Source organism: Brevibacillus borstelensis, from assembly GCF_036700025.1.
Classification (GTDB): Bacteria; Bacillota; Bacilli; order Brevibacillales; family Brevibacillaceae; genus Brevibacillus; species Brevibacillus borstelensis.
This window is the reverse complement of sequence record NZ_CP144922.1, coordinates 3,102,174-3,120,973: the sequence shown is the minus strand read 5'-3', so window position 1 is coordinate 3,120,973 and position 18,800 is coordinate 3,102,174. Positions and strand designations below refer to the sequence as shown.

Annotated in this window: 14 protein-coding genes; 7 read left to right on the top strand and 7 right to left on the bottom strand. The window is 50.9% G+C overall.

From position 1 onward, the window contains the following. Positions 1–8: 8 nt before the first annotated feature. Positions 9–1,745 (bottom strand): phospho-sugar mutase, encoded by a 1,737-nt coding sequence (locus V5G20_RS14765; RefSeq protein WP_338463473.1) that lies wholly within the window; start codon positions 1,743–1,745, stop codon positions 9–11. A 242-nt stretch (positions 1,746–1,987) separates the two neighbouring features. On the opposite strand from V5G20_RS14765, the gene V5G20_RS14760 reads away from it, so the two are divergent. Both V5G20_RS14760 and V5G20_RS14755 read left to right on the top strand, forming a co-directional pair. Next, positions 1,988–3,361 (top strand): sugar phosphate nucleotidyltransferase, encoded by a 1,374-nt coding sequence (locus tag V5G20_RS14760; protein WP_024984756.1) that lies wholly within the window; start codon positions 1,988–1,990, stop codon positions 3,359–3,361. Positions 3,362–3,582: 221 nt separating this feature from the next. Next, the gene (locus V5G20_RS14755; RefSeq protein WP_024984755.1) at positions 3,583–5,319 is read left to right on the top strand and encodes an amidohydrolase; all 1,737 of its coding nucleotides are present in this window, start codon (positions 3,583–3,585) and stop codon (positions 5,317–5,319) included. A gap of 156 nt (positions 5,320–5,475) precedes the next feature. Here the strand turns inward: V5G20_RS14755 and V5G20_RS14750 are convergent, their stop codons facing one another. The 3 genes from V5G20_RS14750 to V5G20_RS14740 all read right to left on the bottom strand — a co-directional run bounded on the left by V5G20_RS14750 (position 5,476) and on the right by V5G20_RS14740 (position 8,925). Further along, positions 5,476–6,702, bottom strand: a complete 1,227-nt coding sequence (locus tag V5G20_RS14750; protein WP_024984754.1) for an MFS transporter — start codon at positions 6,700–6,702, stop codon at positions 5,476–5,478. Positions 6,703–7,038: 336 nt separating this feature from the next. Further along, complete coding sequence (locus tag V5G20_RS14745) at positions 7,039–7,731, bottom strand: response regulator (RefSeq protein ID WP_003386853.1); 693 nt, start codon at positions 7,729–7,731, stop codon at positions 7,039–7,041. Positions 7,732–7,743: 12 nt separating this feature from the next. After that, entirely contained in the window at positions 7,744–8,925 is a 1,182-nt protein-coding gene (locus V5G20_RS14740) for a sensor histidine kinase (RefSeq protein WP_024984752.1), read from the bottom strand. Between the two features lie 205 nt (positions 8,926–9,130). Here V5G20_RS14740 and V5G20_RS14735 point away from each other — a divergent pair, with 205 nt between their 5' ends. From V5G20_RS14735 to V5G20_RS14725, 3 genes are read left to right on the top strand one after another with little or no spacing between them, the layout of a single operon-like run. Beyond that, complete coding sequence (locus V5G20_RS14735) at positions 9,131–9,547, top strand: MarR family winged helix-turn-helix transcriptional regulator (RefSeq protein ID WP_003386851.1); 417 nt, start codon at positions 9,131–9,133, stop codon at positions 9,545–9,547. 19 nt (positions 9,548–9,566) lie between these two features. Further along, a complete protein-coding gene (locus V5G20_RS14730; RefSeq protein WP_031933333.1) occupies positions 9,567–12,695 on the top strand; it encodes an efflux RND transporter permease subunit in 3,129 nt (1,042 codons plus the stop codon). A gap of 25 nt (positions 12,696–12,720) precedes the next feature. Continuing rightward, positions 12,721–13,956, top strand: a complete 1,236-nt coding sequence (locus V5G20_RS14725; protein WP_024984751.1) for an efflux RND transporter periplasmic adaptor subunit — start codon at positions 12,721–12,723, stop codon at positions 13,954–13,956. A gap of 164 nt (positions 13,957–14,120) precedes the next feature. On the opposite strand, the gene V5G20_RS14720 is transcribed toward V5G20_RS14725, so the two are convergent. After that, positions 14,121–14,492 carry a winged helix-turn-helix transcriptional regulator gene (locus V5G20_RS14720; protein ID WP_003386848.1) on the bottom strand — a complete coding sequence of 124 codons (372 nt, stop codon included), beginning with the start codon at positions 14,490–14,492 and terminating at the stop codon, positions 14,121–14,123. A gap of 200 nt (positions 14,493–14,692) precedes the next feature. On the opposite strand from V5G20_RS14720, the gene V5G20_RS14715 reads away from it, so the two are divergent. Together V5G20_RS14715 and V5G20_RS14710 are read left to right on the top strand one after the other, a co-directional pair. After that, positions 14,693–15,889 carry an MFS transporter gene (locus V5G20_RS14715; RefSeq protein WP_024984750.1) on the top strand — a complete coding sequence of 399 codons (1,197 nt, stop codon included), beginning with the start codon at positions 14,693–14,695 and terminating at the stop codon, positions 15,887–15,889. A gap of 39 nt (positions 15,890–15,928) precedes the next feature. Further along, positions 15,929–16,771, top strand: coding sequence for an aldo/keto reductase (locus V5G20_RS14710; RefSeq protein WP_003386845.1), 843 nt, complete (start codon positions 15,929–15,931; stop codon positions 16,769–16,771). A 275-nt stretch (positions 16,772–17,046) separates the two neighbouring features. Here V5G20_RS14710 and V5G20_RS14705 read toward each other — a convergent pair whose 3' ends face one another. Continuing rightward, positions 17,047–18,270 carry a multidrug effflux MFS transporter gene (locus tag V5G20_RS14705; RefSeq protein ID WP_035989194.1) on the bottom strand — a complete coding sequence of 408 codons (1,224 nt, stop codon included), beginning with the start codon at positions 18,268–18,270 and terminating at the stop codon, positions 17,047–17,049. Between the two features lie 17 nt (positions 18,271–18,287). Next, on the bottom strand, positions 18,288–18,767 hold the full coding sequence (locus tag V5G20_RS14700; RefSeq protein ID WP_003386841.1) for a MarR family winged helix-turn-helix transcriptional regulator: 480 nt from the start codon (positions 18,765–18,767) through the stop codon (positions 18,288–18,290). Positions 18,768–18,800 lie beyond the last annotated feature (33 nt).

Genomic DNA, 18,800 nt, shown 5'->3' with positions numbered 1-18,800 from the left:
CAGCGTACTCATATGAGCCCGAGCGCGTTGAACTGCTCAAGCACAAAATTCTTCAATGCTCGAAGCTTTTGACTGCTTTCTTCCGAAGTGACACCTTTCGTCCCCAGATATACTTTTAGTTTTGGTTCGGTACCGGAGGGCCGCAGGCAAAACCACGACTCGTCATCTAGCCGGTACTTCAACACATCGGATGCCGGCAAGGGAATCGCGGTACTGGTGCCGTTGACCATTTCTCTACAAGTGCCTGCCAGAAAATCTTCCACGACCATAACTTTTTTGCCGGCAACCTCGGTAAAACCTTGCTGGCGAAAAAAAGACAGGGTGGCCCTGATTTTCTCGACTCCCGCCTTCCCTTTGAGGGATAAGGAATACAAGTCTTCGCTGTAAAATCCGTATCTCTTGTACAGTTCGATCAGTCCGTCGTATATGGACTTTCCCGATGACTTATGAAAAGCGCACATGTCTGCTAACATCAGAGCCGTTTGGATGCCGTCTTTATCCCTGACAAAGTCGCCGATCAAATAGCCGCTGCTTTCTTCGAATCCGAACAGAAACGTGTACTGACCCGATCTCTCGTACATGCTGATCTTCTCTCCGATATACTTGAAGCCCGTCAGCGTATCCACCGTATCTACACCGTAATCGGCCGCGATTGCTCGGGCGAATTCGGATGTGACAATGGTTTTGACGATGGTGCCGTTATCTGGCAGTAGCCCTTTTCTTTTTCGCTCGGATAGGAGATAGTCCAGTAAAAGGGCACCGATTTGATTGCCGGACAGTATCGTATATCCCTGCGGACCTTTTTTGACTGCGACACCGATGCGGTCCGCATCTGGATCGGTTGCCAGGATCAGATCAGCGTTTGTCCGTTTACCGTATTGCAGCGCCAGCTCGAATGCTTGCGGCTCTTCCGGATTGAGCGATGCTGCATTGGTGAAATGCGGGTCCGGATTCGCTTGCTCGGTAACGACAGTGACCTGATTGTAGCCGAACCGGCTCAGAACGAGCCTGATGGGTTCGTATGCTGTTCCATGTAAAGGGGTAAAAACGATGTTTACCTGCGAAGTACCCGATGGTTCAGGGTTCAGCCTGATCGTCTGCAGTCGCTCGGCATATGCTTCCAGGATATCATCATGAATCTGCACCAATAGGCCGCTCTGCCTCAATGATGCTTCGTCACCACTTTCTACGGACAGTTCGTCTGTTACCTCGTTTACCTTTGCCATGATTTGTTCGGCGGTCGCCGGCGTGATTTGGACACCGTCGCTGCCGTAAATTTTATAGCCGTTATACTCGGGCGGATTATGGCTCGCGGTGATAACGATTCCCGCGAACGCATGCAGGTGGCGCACCGCAAAAGACAGAAGGGGGGTTGGACAGAGCCGATCAAACAAATAAACACGGATGCCGTGCCTTCCTATCACCTTTGCGGATTCAATCGCAAAATCAGACGATTTGTTTCTGGAGTCATAGGCAATCACTACGCCCTGCGCCTTCGCCTGTTGGCCAGACTCTGCGATAAAGCGGGCCAGCCCTTCGGAAATTTTTCGCACCGTATACACGTTCATCCGATTGGGGCCAGGTCCCATTTCCGCCCGCATCCCTCCCGTACCGAATTCCAGATCGGCATAAAAGAGGTCCTCTAGAAGTGGTTCATTATCCTTTGCGCGCTGTAACTCTTCGCGTAGTCTTTCGTCCAGATCGGGGTAATTCATCCAGCGATTATATCGCTCTCTCCAATTGATCATGAGCCGAAAACCTCCACATCGATTCGCACACATCTGCGAGTATAAAACATAGTATGAGCGGCGGTATAAATGGCAACCGGAGACAGTGCCACAATATTCATGTGCAGATTGGCTTTGGACGAGCCCGTTGTCGGTTTTCCACTCTTAATCTGGTCGATACACACATACCTTTTCCGGCGAGTGATCATATGGATATTACATGTGTACATCAGGATCAGACAGAAGAGAGGTGCTTTCCGTTGAGGCTCGTTTTGCTTTCAGGAGGAACAGGGAAACGACTGTGGCCGCTTTCCAACGAATCCAGATCAAAACAGTTCCTAAAAACGATACGAACTCCCGATGACGAGATGGAGTCGATGATACAGAGGATATGGAAACAACTGAAGACGAAAAAAATGGACCATTCAGCCTATATATCGACAAGCAAAACGCAGGTGGACATGATTACCTCCCAGTTGGGGAGCAATGTGCCTCTTATCATTGAACCGGAGCGTCGAGACACGTATCCGGCTATAGCCTTGGCAGCAACGTATTTCTATTCGAAGCAGGGCGTAGACCTGAATGAAGTGATCGTCGTCATGCCAGTCGATCCTTATACGGATTATCAATTTTTTGATAAAGTCAAGGAGTTGGAGGACGCGATACGACAATCCGACGCAGATATTGCATTAATCGGGGTGCAGCCCACCTCCCCATCCGAAAAGTACGGTTATATTATTCCGGTTCAAAATACCCTAAAAACCTCCGAAGGCTATATCCCTGTTGATTCCTTTACGGAAAAACCGTCTAAAGATGAGGCAGCCAAGCTTCTTCGGCAAAATGCATTGTGGAATTGCGGTGTTTTTTCATTTCGGTTAGGCTACCTCATTCAATTGCTGGAAGAAAAAAAGCTGCCGGTTGAGTTTGATGAGCTTGTGGAGAAATACGACCAATTGCCAAAAATAAGCTTTGACTATGAAGTAGTTGAAAAAGCAGATCGGGTTGTAGCGATCCCGTATCATGGCACCTGGCGGGATTTGGGCACGTGGGATACACTGACGGCGGATATTCAAACAAAAGTGATCGGAAAAGGCATCATTAGCGACGATAGCAGCAATACACATGTCGTGAATGAATTGGATATCCCGATAGCGGTAGTGGGAGTGCCGAATGTCGTTGTAGCGGCAAGCCCTGACGGCATACTGGTATCGGAAAAATCGGAAAGCCACCGAGTGAAGGATCTGGTGAAAAAGATAGACCAAAGACCGATGTTTGAGGAACGGCGATGGGGATGGTATCGAGTCCTCGATTATCAAACAAGGACGGATGGAACAGACATCTTGACCAAGCGCTTGTGTTTATACGCAGGAAAAAACCTCAGCTATCAATATCACCAGATGCGCAGTGAGGTATGGACGATTGTAGCCGGTATCGGTGAATTCGTATTGAATGACCGGTTGATTCGGGTAAAGGCAGGCGATGTCGTCAGAATTCCTGTCCATGCCAAACATGCAATCAAGGCAATCGAAGAGTTGGAGATTATCGAGATTCAAATGGGCACAAGACTTGTCGAAGAAGACATCGTCCGCCTATTCATGTCGTGGGATGATCTCTTGGACTCCTTGAGGCAATGACAGAAAGCGATCATGAGACAGGCGCCGCCATGCCAGAGGACAGGGGGCGCTTTTTCATGAATCTTTCCAAACTTATGTCGTTTTCTTTCCTATATGAATTGCCAAACATCGCCATTGTACCTTATGATGGATGAGCGGAACGTACATATACGCAAAAGCTTATTTGTCCGTCGCAATCATTTATTATTCTGCATAAGTCAGACAGAAAAAGGAGGAGTAGCATGTTTGCAAAGAAAGCGGCAGGTGCATTGCTGCTGGCATCCCTGCTGGTGCCGTCGATCGGACATGCCCAACCGGTTGTCCAGACAAAATCTGCTGTCCAGCCGGCTGACATGATCCTGCAAAACGGTGCCGTCTATACGGTAGACCGGAACCGGAACTGGGCCGAAGCGGTCGCAGTCAAGGGAGATACCATCGTTTATGTCGGTACCAACGAAGGAGCAAAAGCGTACGCCGGGGCACAGACTAAAGTGGTGGATGTAAAGGGGAAGATGGTTCTGCCGGGCTTCATCGACAGCCATACCCATGCCAGCAAGACGACCGGCATGATTTACACAGTCGATCTGTTTGAACTGGGGTCGATCGAAGAATACGTGAAAGCTGTCAAGGAATTTGTGAAGAAGTATCCAGAGGAAACCGCGATCCAGGGGCGGGGCTGGACGAACTCGGCTGCCACCGGAATTGGACCGCGTAAAGAGGCGCTGGATGAAGTATCCAAAGACATCCCGATCGCACTCACATCGGATGATGGTCATTCTCTGTGGGTAAACTCCAAGGCATTGGAAGTGGCGGGAATCACAAAAAGCACGCCGAATCCGGACGGAGGTCTGATCGAGCGCGATCCGGCTACTGGAGAGGCTTCAGGAACACTGCGCGAAAAGGCGATGGACCTCGTGCTGAAGAAAATTCCGGGTCTTTCAGTCGAGCAGTATATGAACGGAATTTTGGAATATCAGAAGCTGGCCGCCGAGCGTGGGGTCACGACAGCGCGCGATCCGGACATGCTGCGCTATCCAAACGTGCTCGAGGCGTACAAGCAGCTCTCTGAGGAAGACAAGCTGACTGTCCGCTTCCGCAACGCCATTACTGCAGACCCGGCGAAGGGTCCGGAGCAGGTGAAAGAGTTCATCAAGCTGCGCGAAGAGAACAAAGGCCCTCATTTTCAGATCAACGCGGTGAAAATATTCATGGACGGCGTCGTAGAGGGTGCTACCGGCTATCTGGAAGAGCCGTACAAGCACAAGCATACGAGGGGCCAGCTGATCTGGGACCCGAAAGTGTACAACGAGACGGCGGCGGCTGTCGATAAAGCCGGCTTCCAGCTGCACGTCCACTCGATCGGCGATGCAGCGACGAGAATTACTCTCGACGGATTCGAATATGCGGAGAAAAAGAACGGACAGCGGGATGCTCGTCCTTCCATTGTTCATTTGCAATTGTTCAATCCAAAAGATATGGAGCGCTTTAAAAAGCTGGGCGTCATCGGAATCCCGCAGCCTTACTGGTTCTTGAAGGAGCCCGGGTTCTTTGAAGAAATCGAGGTCCCGTATTTGGGCCGGGAGCGGGCCGAAGAGGAGTACCCGATGAAAAGCATGATCAACGCAGGCATCGTGATGGCTTCCGGCAGCGACTACATTGTGACCCAGGAGTTTAATCCGCTGCACGGCATTCAACAAGGCATCACCCGGATTGAAGAGGGCAAAACGGACCCCAAAGATATTGCCAACCCGGATGAACGCGCCACACTGGCCGACATGATTGCCAGCTTTACGATTGACGGGGCTTACGCCAATTTTGTAGAGGACATTACCGGTTCTATCGAAGTGGGCAAGAAGGCAGACCTGGTCGTTCTGGACAAAAACCTGTTTGCGATTCCGGCAACGGAGATCAAGAAAACGAACATTCTCTGGACGCTGTTTGAAGGCAAAGAAGTGTATCGAAACGAGGCGTTCAAGTAAAGGGAATAGTGAATAGGGAATGAATTGGCTTTAAGCAAAAAAAAGCTGCTCTTCCAGTAGACGAATCTGCTGGAACGGGCAGCATTTTTTACCTTCAATCAACATTCAGAGTGCGATAGACCTTATAGAACGGTGATCTTTTGCCGGTGGCAATCATCAAGCAGTCGAATGATCTGCCTTTACGTCCCTGCTTTCTTTGGCGGGGGCCTGGATCGCAAATTTTGTTTTCATCAGTACGGCAATGACCAACAATGCGATCCCGTTGATAATAAATACCGTCCGGATGGGAATCCAGCCTCCCAAAAAGCCTCCCAGCACAGGACCGATCATGTTGGCGAGCTGTGTAGAGGATTGATTGAGGCTAAATGCTCTGCCGCGGAATTCAGGGTCTGTTACTTTCACGATCAGCGCATTCAAAGACGGATAGACGGCCGCGAAAAACAACCCGTAAACAAAGCGCAGGATGCCAAAGCCGTACAGGCTGGTGAAAAAGTACTGAAGCAGGTTCCCGATTCCGCCGCCCAACAAGCCGATAAAGAGAATCTTCGAGTAGCCGATCTTGTTGCCGATCTTGCCCCATTGCGGAGCGGCCAGCACCGTGGCGATTCCGACCGCGGAAAAGATGATGCCCGAGCTGAGCGAAGCATCTTGCTGAGATGCCCCGAGCTGCAGGACGTAGACGGTGAGCAGCGGCTCCAGAAGCATGACGGAGATCGTTACGACCATGGCCAGGCCGAGAATGGTGACAAAGGAGCGGTTAGCCATCGCGAGACGAATATCGTCTGCAACATGCGAACGCTCGCCGGACCGGTTGAAATTCGTTTCTTTTACGAAAAATGTGGCAATTAATGCCGCGATCAAGACGACTACAGCGGAGAAAAGGAACGCTTCCCGGTTTCCCCACAGATGGCTGACAAAGCCCCCGATAAGTGGCCCGATGATCCCGCCGGTAGCACCGGAAGTAGCCATGATGCCAAGAGCGTAGCCGACATGCTTGTCTGGCGTATTCGTCGCGACAAGTGCAATCGAGGCAGGCACAAATCCGGCCAAAAGCCCCTGCAGGACTCGAAGTGCCAGGAACGAATAAGGGTCCGTCACCAAATAGTTGAGAAAATACAAAACGGCCAAGCTGTAACCCGACCGAATCAACATGGGTTTTCTCCCGTACTTGTCAGACAGAGATCCCCAATAGGGAGATATTAACGCACTGGCCAGAAACGTAATCCCGAAAGAAATGCCCGACCATGCTTCCAGATGCTCATTAACACCCAGCGAGGTATGGAGAAAGATCGGCAAAAAAGGGATGGAAATGGAATAGGCAGCGCTGCAAAAGAAGACGCCGATCCACAAGACGACTAGATTCCGTTTCCACGAGAAAGACATGCTGCAACACAACCTTTTCAATAGAAAGAACAACGTTCACAATATGTTCATTTTAACACTCCTTTATCGTGGAGAGTTATCAAGAAAATACATAGGCCTATTGCAAAAGCTTAATAACAGATTTTCATCCGCACTCACACTGGCAGATTTCTGAAAGATGCACTTTGCGGCAGAAAACTCTCGATAGAGTGAAATCTTTTTGCAAGTTGTTCGTATATCCATATTGGGTGAAGCGAAAGAAGACAAAAAAGCCGGAAACCCGAAACAGGATGACCGGCTTCACATCTGCAGCGCGATTGTAAAACGCAGACAAGGGGGGGATGAATTGGAGCTCACTTATTTTACAAGCTTGTGCCGGAGTGCCAGGGCAACGGCTTGGGTACGATCTTCAACGCCCATTTTTTGCAAAATCCGATGGACGTGTGTCTTGACGGTTCCTTCCGAAATAAACAGGTTTTGGGCAATCTGGTCGTTGCGGAAACCATACGCAAGCTGCTGAAGGACGTCCAATTCTCTATCCGTCAAGTCTTCCAATAGGACATACCCTTTTTCGGTCGGCTCTGCCGCAACGGGCTCTTGACTGCGGAGCAATTCTGCCAACGCCTTGGCAGCCGTACCGGTATGAAAAAGGACAGCTCCCTGATAAGCGCTGCGAATCAGTTCGAGCATCTCCTGGGAATCGGCATCCTTTAGCATATACCCGACAGCGCCCGCGCGAATCCCATCCACTACGTAATTCTGGATGTCGAAGGTAGTGAGAATCAACACCTTGATGCGGGGCGATTGCTTCAAGATTTGGCGTGTTGCTTCGATTCCGGAGCACTTGGGCATCTGCACATCCATCAAAATGACATCGGGCTGGCAAGCTGCCGCTTTTTCTATCGCTTCTTCGCCGTCTGCCGCTTCGCCGACGACTTCCATATCTGGCTGCATCTGGATGACATAGCCCAAGCCTTGTCGGATCATCGTCTGGTCATCGACAAGCAACACTTTGATTTTTTTTGCACCTTCGTTTTCTGTTTGCACCATCGTTATCCCTTCCTAAGCGATATCCTGGTACGGAATCACCACTTTGATTTCAAACCCATGTGGTTCAACCGCGGTGTAGGAGAGGGAGCCATTCAGCTCCGTCACACGTTCTTTCATGCTTGATAGTCCAAATCCCGGTGCAATGGTTTCACCAGGTGTCAGCTTTCCATCGTCACGGATGCACATATAGCAGTGGGTATCATCCTGGGTAACGATTACGTCCAATTGACCTGCCTCGGAGTGGCGCAGCGTATTTGTAACCGCTTCCTGCAAGATTCGGTAAAAAGCGATGGAAATGGTTTGTGTCAACCCAAGCTCGGGATCGTCTGCAACCAATTTGCAGCGCAGCCCGGTGTTTTTCTCCGTTTGGGAAAGGAACGCCCGCAGCGGAGCCAAACCAAGGGAAGACTGGTCACTCGCCAGCGTGTGAACAGATCCGCGAATGTCTTCCAGACTATGCTTGGCTACATAAAGCATGTTTCGTACCGCTTCCTGTGCGTCGCTAGGCCCATTTTTCAGCATGAATTGCAAGGCGTGAAGCTGGACGATCAGAGATGTGAGGGAATGCCCCAACTGATCGTGGAGATCGCGGGCAATCCTCGTGCGTTCTTCCAGGACGGCCACCTGCATCGTATGGACGGCAGCCTCCTGCAGCTCGTTATGGGCTTCTTTCAGTTGGGCATGGGCCTTTTGAAGCTGCTCCAGATGAAGCTGGTTTTGCTCATAGGCATCGAACTGGACCCGGTACCCTTTTGCTCCGACATAGCAGCCAATAAAGGTGAGCGCGAAGGGGACCAAATGCGGCGAGAAGAACGAGTGGTCCTTGATCAAAAGCAATAGTCCGATCAACCCAAGACCGGTGGCGTAGATCAGGGCCCGTTTTTCTTCCATTCTGACGCCGACAAAAATGACAAGGGGGAACAATAGCCCAATCGTCTCCGAACCTCCGGCGAGCGCTTTGATGATTGTAACCAAACCGATCAACAACGTAACGCATTCGGTGCGCAAAGGGGTCCACAGGCTCTTTGGCGTCCAGAACAGCCAGAAGTGACAGACCAGAATGGCAAACGAAAAAGCGAATTGGGTCGGAGTTTCATGCATATATGAATTCGGGACTAAAATCAGGACAATTAAAGCCAGAAACCAAACGGTAAAGTATCGCTTTTGCAAGGCTTCCAGTATTCGTTTAAACAAAGCGACACCCTTCTTTCCACACATTTTCATTTTCTTGCTTCCATTCTACCACGTGTGTCATCTATCTGTAGATAGACCTGCTCGAATCTATAATCAATCCGTCGATAGATCACATACGGAAGTCCTATGTTTACAATATACGTTGTGACAATTACATCCAGAGAAAGGATGTTGTACGTTGCTGGTTTGATAAGGGAGGCTAGGAATGAAGGAACTGATTCAGTTGGCAAAGCTGTTGCGTGAAGCGAATGCCGTGTTTTCTTCCATATCGGAAGAAGAACTGGATACACAAGACCTGACTTGGCAACAGGTTCTCATTTTGGAACAAATCAAGGATGGACCGAAAACAATCGGCGAGATCAGCAAAGCGGTCGAACTTCCCTACAGCACCACGTCAGGGCTTGTAAACCGATTGGAGCGAGAAGATTTGGTGAAACGGTTGAGAGACGGAAACGATCGCCGGATCGTATGGGTTTCTCCGACTTTGCGCATAACCAAGGGGGAAGAGGTGGAATCTGACGAATCATACGTAGGGACACTCGAAGGAAAAACTGCTCAGATCATCTCATCACTCCATGTCCTTCACGAGATGTACACCTATAAAAAAAGAGCTACTAGTTGACTGGAAGAGGTGAGTGGATGTGAACCTATCTGCACTTTCGATTAAGCGACCCGTCACGATGATCATGCTGACGGTCGCCATGATTATTTTTGGATTCGTGTCTCTGCCTCGTTTGGCCATCGACCTGATGCCGGAGCTGAACTTTCCGGTAGCCGTGGTCGTTACCTCTGTAGACGGAGGTTCGCCAAGCGAAGTAGAAAAGCTGGTGACCAAGCCGATAGAAAATGCGCTGGGTACGGTAGCGGACCTGGACAGCATTTCATCGGTCTCCATGCAGGGGGCTTCCCAGGTCATTTTGTTCTTCAACTGGGGAACAGATCTGGACCAGGCGACCCTGAATATGCGGGATAAGGTAGACCAGGTGCGGGGGATATTGCCGGATTCGGCACATGCTCCGCGTGTACTTAGAATTGATCCGAACAGTCAGCCGATCCTTACCTACGCGCTGACTGGCGAACAAGATGTAAACCAGTTGAAGAAAATCGCCGAAGATGTCATTCAATCCCGACTGGAGCGGATTGATGGCGTCGCTTCCGTATCGATTGGCGGCGGTCAGGGCCGGGTTGTCGATGTGACATTGGACCCGGCGAAGCTGTCTGCATACGGACTGACGCTTGAACAAATTCAACAAGCCATCGGAAGCAACAACATCTCGGGTACTGCCGGTTCTGTTCGTGAAGGCGACGGCAAAATGAACATCCGGGTGCAAGGCGAGTTCGCGAGTGTCGATCAGATCGCCATGACACCAATCCCGGTAGGAAGCAGCTCGATCCGGTTAAAAGACATTGCGACTGTCGAAGATACACTGGAATCGATCACCCAGTTGAACTACGTAAACGGGCAGCCAAGCCTGGGCCTGTCCATTACGAAAGCATCAGGGGGCAATACGATCGAAGTCGCTGATGCTGTGAAAAAAGAAATGGAGAAGCTGAAGAAGGATCTGCCGGAGAACATCGTCGTCACAAATACGATGGATACTTCTACTTATATCAAGGACTCCATTTACACCACTGCTGAGCACGCTTTGCTGGGTGGCGGTATCGGGATCATCATGCTGTTCTTCTTCCTCGGAAGTTTTCAATCGATGTTGATTGCCACGATCGTTCTTCCTGTTTCGATCGTCGCGACCTTCCTGTTGATGTACATGACAGGACAGACGATCAACCTGATCTCCCTGTCCGGTTTGACTCTCGGACTTGGTTCATTGATTGACTTTGCGGTTGTTATTTTGGAAAATATTTTCCGACAGCGGGAAAAAGGCAAGAGCATGATGGAGGCCGCACTGGTCGGCTCCAAAGAAGTCGGAAACGCCGTAATGGCGTCCGCTTTGGCGCAAATTTGCGTATTCCTTCCGATTGCCATGACGGAAGGAATCGCTTCTGAATTGTTCGGTCCATTGGCGCTGACTGTCGTATACTCCCATATCGCCGCACTGGTGTTCTCGCTCATGCTGGTGCCGATGATGAGCTCGCGCATCTTGAAAAAAGTGCCGCATCATGGTGATATGAAAGGGTACCGGGGCGTCAACCCTGTCAAATGGTTCAATATCGGATTCAAGAGAGTGGAAAACGGCTATCGCGGCCTTTTGAAATGGTCCCTGGGCCACCGGAAAACCGTTCTTTTCGTGACCATCGGTACGATGATCGGCTCTCTGCTGTTGACGCCGATGATCGGAGCAGAGTTCATGCCGGCCATGGATGAAGGACAGGTGTCCATTTCCATTAAGATGCCGAACGGCACGATTGTAGAGGAAACAGAGAAGGTTGCCAAGCAAATCGAAGAAATCGCCTCGAAAGTACCGGAACTGAAAACCTTGTCTACCTCGATCGGCAGCAGCGGTTCGCCGATTGCAGCCACTGCAACATCAAACCGGGCGTCAGTGACATTGCTGCTTGTCGATGTGACCGAGCGGACTCGTTCGTCGAGCGATATCGCCATCGACCTGCAAAAACAAGTGGCGTCGATACCTGGAGCTGAAATTACCGTAAGCTCCTCGCAAGGCTTCGCGACAGGCTCCCCGGTAGAGCTTACCCTCCGTGGTGATGATCTGGCTGTCTTGCAAGACATCGGCGGCATCATCAAGGAACAAATCAAGAGTATCCCGGGTACAGCCAACGTAGCGACAAGTATGGAAGATACGCTGCAGGAATACGAAGTGCTGGTGGATGCCGAGAAAGCTAGTATGTATGGACTTACTACGGGGCAAATCCTGTCCAGCGTCCGTACGTCTTTCCAAGGACAGACTGTAACGAAATATCGTACAGGCGACGATGAAATCGATGTAAAGATCAAACTTCCTGAATCTTACCAAGAAGATATCAACTATCTGAAAAACCTGCGGATTTCAGCGCCGGGCGGAGCGCAAGTCGCGCTTTCCTCTGTAGCGACGATTTCCAAGGTAGAGGTTCCGCTGGCGATCAATCGTTCCAATCTGTCTCGCGAGATCAAGATTACGAGCGATCTGGCCGGGCGCGATCTGAATTCGGTGACGCGAGACATTCAGGCGAAGCTGTCGAAGCTCACGCTGCCGGATGGATATAAAGTTGATTTTGGCGGTCAATCGGAGGACATGGCTGAGTCCTTCGCTAGCCTCGGACTGGCAATTATCCTGTCAGTCGTACTCGTGTACATGGTTATGGCGGGGCAGTTTGAATCCTTCTACACGCCGTTTATCATTATGTTCTCGGTACCGCCGACAGTTACCGGGGTACTTCTCGGACTGCTGGTGACAGCGACACCGCTCAGCGTATCCGTATTGATCGGTTACATTCTTTTGATCGGTCTCGTCGTGAACAACGCGATCGTATTGATCGACTACGTGAATCAACTGCGTGCGAAAGGGCATTCCCTGCACGAAGCGATTCTGGAAGCAGGTCCGATTCGTCTTCGTCCGATTTTGATGACGACCATGACCACGATCCTTGCGATTGGACCGCTTGCCTTCGCAACGGGTTCCGGTAGTGAGTCTCAAGCGCCGATGGCCATCACCGTTATTTTTGGTCTGAGCTTCTCCACGTTGATTACATTGGTGCTGGTGCCTGTTGTCACGACATTGTTCGATGATTTCGGCAAGAAACTGCGCGACAGACGCAACCGGAAAAGAGAGAAGCGGAAACAAAAACAAAGCGTTCCAGTCATCGAATCGTAAGTGCATGTGGGATAAGGAGGGAAATGTGAACGTGAGAAAACAACCCATTATTTTAGCGCTATCCGTGGCATTGCTCGTAGCTGGCTGCTCCCAGCCGGAAGCAGCTGCTCCGTCAGATACGCAGGCAGAAGAAGCGGCGACTCCCGTACAGATTGAACAGGTGAAAAAAGGAGTCGTCAGCAGCGAAGCGGGAATTTCAGCCAAATTGGCTCCAAGCGAGGAAATACAGATCAGTCCCAAAGTCAGCGGGAAAATTACAAGCCTCCCGGTAAAGCTGGGTCAGCCTGTTAAAAAGGGAGAAGTCTTGTTTAAACTGGACGAGACGGATCTCGCCAATACAGTCGCCCAGCAGGAAGCAGCGTATAAAGTGGCACTGGCGAATCTCAAGCAGTCGGGAAGCAGTACGGATCAAAGCCTGGTACAGGCACAAAACAGCTTGAAACAAGCTGAACAAGCACTGACGGATGCCCAGCTGAACCAGCAACGGATGAAACAACTGTTTGATCAAGGGGCTATCTCATCCCAGCAGTTCGAGCAAGCAAACACAAGTCTGATGAATGCACAGACTGCATATGAAAACGCTAAGCAAACGTTGGAAACAACCAAGCAAAAAACAACCCTGCAAGTATCGGAAGCATCCGTGAACCAAGCAGCGGTCGCTTTGCAAAATGCTAGAGAGCAGCTGGCGAATGCAGTCGTGACAGCGCCGATCAGCGGCTTTGTTTCGAGCGTAAACGGAGCGGTTGGACAGATTGCTTCGCAGGGAACTCCCGTTGTCGTCATCGTCAACACAAACCCGCTCTTGGTCAAAGCGAATCTTTCTGAACAAGACATCACAAAAGTCAAAGTGGGTACGGCCGTAAAGGTAAACATCCCGATTCTCGGCAAAGAAGTGGAAGCAAAAGTATCGGCGGTGAGCCCTGTGATGAATTCACAGCTCAAGGCGTATCCGATCGAAATTTCGATCCCGAACCCTTCCAACGAGCTGAAGGCGGACATGGTCGTGAACGTTACGTTTGCAGGTCAAGTCTCCGGCAAGGAAGAGGAGCTGATCGTTCCGCGCAAAGCCGTGTTTGAACGAGAGGGCAAAAAATTTGTATTCCGTATCGAGGATGAAGTCGCCAAGCAGGTGGAAGTCACTACTGGTGAAGAAACGAGCGACCAGATCGTGATTAAATCCGGTTTGGCCGAGGGAGATAAGGTAGTCGTCAAAGGACAGACATTGCTGCAAGACGGTAAAAAAGTATCGATCATTCAGTAATAAAGGCATTTCGGGATGGGCCTGTACGGACCTTCCCGGGAAGGCTGACAAGACAGAAAAGAGCTGTGCAATCGCAGGAGGCTGCGGCACAGCTCTTTTTTTGTGTCGGTTTGGATCAAGCGGTTTGGAACAAAATAACGAAGGAGCCCTCCGCTCAACAGCGTTTATTTCAGTTGTTCATTTAAGATGCTTTCCTCCAGGACAGCAAATTTATCTCCGTATACTTTGGTAATATGTCTTTCTCCCCAGGCACAAAGGGAGTCCAGTATTCCTTTCAAGCTCCACCCATACTCGCTGAGCTCATATTCGACCCTGGGCGGGACTTGGTTGTACACAATTCGGTTTATGACCCCGTCTTCCTCCAGCTCGCGCAATTGTTGTGTCAGCATTTTTTGGGTAATGGCTGGCATCAGCCGTTTCAATTCGCTCGTCCTCTTTTTGCCGTGGGTCAAATGGCAGAGGATGACGCATTTCCATTTGCCTCCGATGACTTCGAGCGTTGCTTCGACAGCGATGTTGTACTTCTTCTTTTGCATGGTGCTACCTCCTGAAAACAGGCACCAAAAAGTGCCTATCATACTTTTGAGTACCTATGACACAAAAAAGTGCGTTCTTTTCTTTTTGACTTATAACTCCCATAATAGCATTTGCCGGCGGAAAATCACTATACTTTTTTATTTAGATAGTCTGTTGGCAACTAGGGCCCTAGAAATAGACACAAACAGGAGGAGGAACCATGCCTTTGGATCATAAGCGTAATATGTGGGCACTGCTGGCATTGGCAGTGAGTGCATTCGCGATAGGAACCACAGAATTTATCAGCGTGGGATTACTGCCGCTGATCGCTCAAGATTTACACATCTCTGTCACGACAGCCGGGCTGACCGTTTCCCTCTATGCACTTGGGGTCACGGTCGGCGCGCCAATCCTGACATCACTGACTTCCACCATGAACCGGAAAACACTTTTGCTATGGATCATGGTCGTCTTTATCGCGGGGAACAGCATTGCAGCCAGTGCGACCAGCGTAAGCATTCTGCTGATAGCCCGTGTTTTGTCCGCCTTCGCGCACGGTGTATTTATGTCAATCGGGTCTACCATCGCCGCCAATTTGGTGCCGGAGGATCGCAGAGCCAGCGCGATCTCGATCATGTTTACAGGCCTTACGGTGGCTACCGTTACTGGAGTGCCGATCGGAACCTTTATCGGTCAACAGTTCGGGTGGCGGCTTGCCTTTGTAGCGATTGTTGCGGTAGGGGCTATCGCCTTGATTGCGAACGGCATCCTGGTTCCTCGCAATTTGGCAAAAGGGATTCGCACAAAATTTGGCGATCAGCTCAAGCTCGTTACAAATGGGCGGTTGCTGCTGGTATTCTTGATTACCGCGTTGGGGTATGGGGGCACGTTCGTCGTCTTCACTTATTTGTCTCCACTGCTTCAGGATATAACAGGGTTTAAAGCTGAAACGGTCGCGGTCATCTTGCTTGTGTACGGCATCGCGATTGCAGTCGGAAACGTAATTGGCGGAAAAGTAGCGAATCGAAAGCCGATTGTGGCCTTGTTTTATATGTTTATCGTGCAAGCGGCAGTCCTTTTTCTTTTGGCGTTCACCGCACCGTTCAAAGTAGCTGGCTTGATTACGATCTTTCTGATGGGACTGTTCGCCTTTATGAACGTGCCTGGTCTGCAAGTGTACGTCGTCATGCTGGCAGAGCGTTTTGTCCCCAGTGCTGTAGATGTCGCCTCAGCGATCAATATCGCCGCCTTTAATGCAGGTATCGCCATCGGCTCCTATCTCGGCGGGGTCATTACCGATTCCATCGGTCTCATTCATACCTCATGGATCGGCGGCTTCATGGTACTGGCGGCTGTCGTCTTGTCCGGCTGGAGTCGGGCATTGGAGCAAAGGGATCAAAGAGAGCAACGCGCATAATCATCATTTCCATTTCACATAGTCAGGAGGACTTTCATCATGGCAAAACATTTACAAGATACAACAACATTGCATAACGGGGTAAAAATGCCTTGGCTCGGCTTGGGAGTATTTAAGGTAGAAGAAGGGCCGGAATTGGTGAATGCCGTAAAAACCGCTATCGTTCATGGGTACCGGAGTGTCGATACTGCAGCGATTTACGAAAATGAAGCAGGAGTCGGAGAAGGGATCCGTGAAGGGATGAAAGAAGCTCGCATCGCAAGGGAGGAGCTGTTCATCACCTCAAAGGTTTGGAATGCCGACCTGGGATATGAATCGACAATCGCCGCCTACCAGGCAAGCCTGGACAAGCTGGGGCTGGACTATCTTGATCTGTACTTGATTCATTGGCCTGTAGCGGGCAAATACAAAGAGGCATGGCGGGCACTGGAGACGCTTTACAAAGAAGGGCGGGTCAAAGCGATCGGGGTCAGCAACTTCCAAATCCATCACCTCGAAGACTTGATGAAGGATGCAGAAATCAAACCGATGGTGAACCAGGTGGAGTACCATCCGCGCTTGACCCAAAAAGAGCTTCAGGCGTATTGCCAGAAGCACGGCATTCAGTTGGAAGCGTGGTCGCCGCTCATGCAGGGGCAATTGTTGGATAATCCAGTCCTGCAGGAGATCGCAACAAAGCACGGCAAATCGGTTGCCCAGATCATTTTGCGCTGGGACCTGCAAAACGGAGTCGTTACGATCCCCAAATCGACAAAGGCGCAGCGAATCGTCGAAAACGCTACGGTATTCGATTTTGAGCTGACGAGCGAAGAGATGGAGCGAATCGACAGCTTGAATCAAAATCTCAGAGTCGGTCCGGATCCGGATAACTTTGACTTTTAATAGACCGAAAGCCCTCTTGTTGACTATCGCAAGAGGGCTCCTTTCATAATCGGTTTAGGACCGGTCTTTTTCTTTTCATTATAACAGCGAAAAGGGACCTTGCCTCTACCTGGTTCAGCCTGGTAAGAGGTGAGGTCCCTTTTTTGCGTGTTCCGAGCGAAGCAGTGGGTGGATGGAGCCGCCTCCCCCGCACACGTGCGGTATCACATGGTGAGGTTTCAGCAGGAATCCAGCCCTGCATGTTACCCGATCTCTGCGTTTTTTGAAAATGGCGTTCAATCCACGGTCGTTTCTTTACGCTTGATCATCAAAAGGTAGCACAGGATTGCTCCAATTTCGGCAAGCGCGATGACGACACCCATCGGTACGGCTGTGCCGCTGCCGCCGATCCCGACGAGAGGGGCGACGATGCCGCCGGAAACAAAGGAGAGCAGGCCGATCAGCGCAGAGGCGCTGCCTGCCGCTTTGGCCTGGTTTTGCATCGCCAGTGAAAAAGCAGTCGTACTGACGATACCGACGCTGGATACGACGAGGAATAGCGGCGGCAGGACAGCTGCAAGTCCAGCGCCGATGAGGATCATGGCCAAGAGCGAGATGCCGCCGAACACAGCGATCCCCAGTCCGATGATCAGCAGCTTTTTCTCACTGACGCGTCCGGCAAGCTTTCCGGTAATTTGTCCGGCGATAATGATCCCCAGGCCATTTATGGCAAAGAACAAGCTGAACATTTGCGGCGAAGCCCCGTAAATATTTTGAATCACAAAGGGCGAACCGGAAATGTAAGCAAACATCGCCGCCGACACGAGACCCGAGGACAGCGCGTAGCCCATGAAGTTCCGGTCGGTGAGCAGGCCGCGGAAGGTGGAGAGCGTCTGTGTCAAGCCGCCGGGTGCGCGGCGTTCTGCGGGCAGAGTCTCAGGCAGCTTCAGCAAGACCGCGACCAGCATCAGGACCCCGATTGCTCCAAGTACAATGAATACACCCCGCCAAGACGTTACCTCCAGGAGCTGGCCGCCAAAAATAGGGGCCAGAATCGGAGCAGCACCGTTGACGAGCATCAGCATCGAGGAGAATTTCGTCATTTCTGTCCCGGAGTACATGTCCCGAACCATCGCCCGTGCAATCACGATGCCGGCGGCTCCGGCAACCCCTTGAATGAACCGGAGCGCGACGAAGCCCCAAATCGAAGGCATAAGGGCACACAGCAAAGAGGTGACAATGTAGACGATCAGACCGATCAAAAGCGGCTTGCGCCTGCCCTGTACATCGCTGAGCGGTCCTGCCAAAAGCTGTCCCGCAGAAAGGCCGAGCAGGCAGGATGTCAGGCTTAATTGGACCAAAGAAGTGCTCGTTTGCAATTCTTCGGCGATCTTTGGCAGCGACGGCAGGTACATATCGAGAGACAAAGGTCCAAAAGCGGTTAAAGAACCGAGCACAAGAACCATCATCAAACGGCTGGTGCCAATCGCTTTTTCGGTTGTACGGTTGTACGAAATCATTGGATCACTCACAAGTATCATTCAAACCTTTCTGTGCAAATTTCCGTCGATGAACGCTTCGACGACTGTACATCCTCCAAATCTTTATGCATTTGCTGCAGCAAGCGGCGGAACAGCTCCTTTTCTTCCGGGGTAAAGTGTGCGAAGCACTTTTCTTCGATCTCTTGCAACGCTTCTTTTACCGCTTTCTCTGCTTGGCGTCCTTTTTCGGTGAGAAAGACCCTGGACACTCGCTGATCGTGGGGGTCATTTCTGCGCTCCACCAGTCCTGTCTTGACCATCCGGTTGACCATGACGGTCATCGTGGCTGGCTTGATGTTTAGCTTGCGGGCAAGCTCCTGCTGAATCTGGCCGTCCTCTTCCGCCAGACGGATGAGCAGCGGCGGCTGACCGGGGTAAACATCGTAGGCTTGAATCAAGAGGTCGACATTGTGACGGTACAGCTTCATCACATGGCTCATCAGATGGGTTAGGGCAGTGGAGTAGTCAAAAGCCATGAAGATCCCCCTTCGTTTAGCCGACTAATGAAA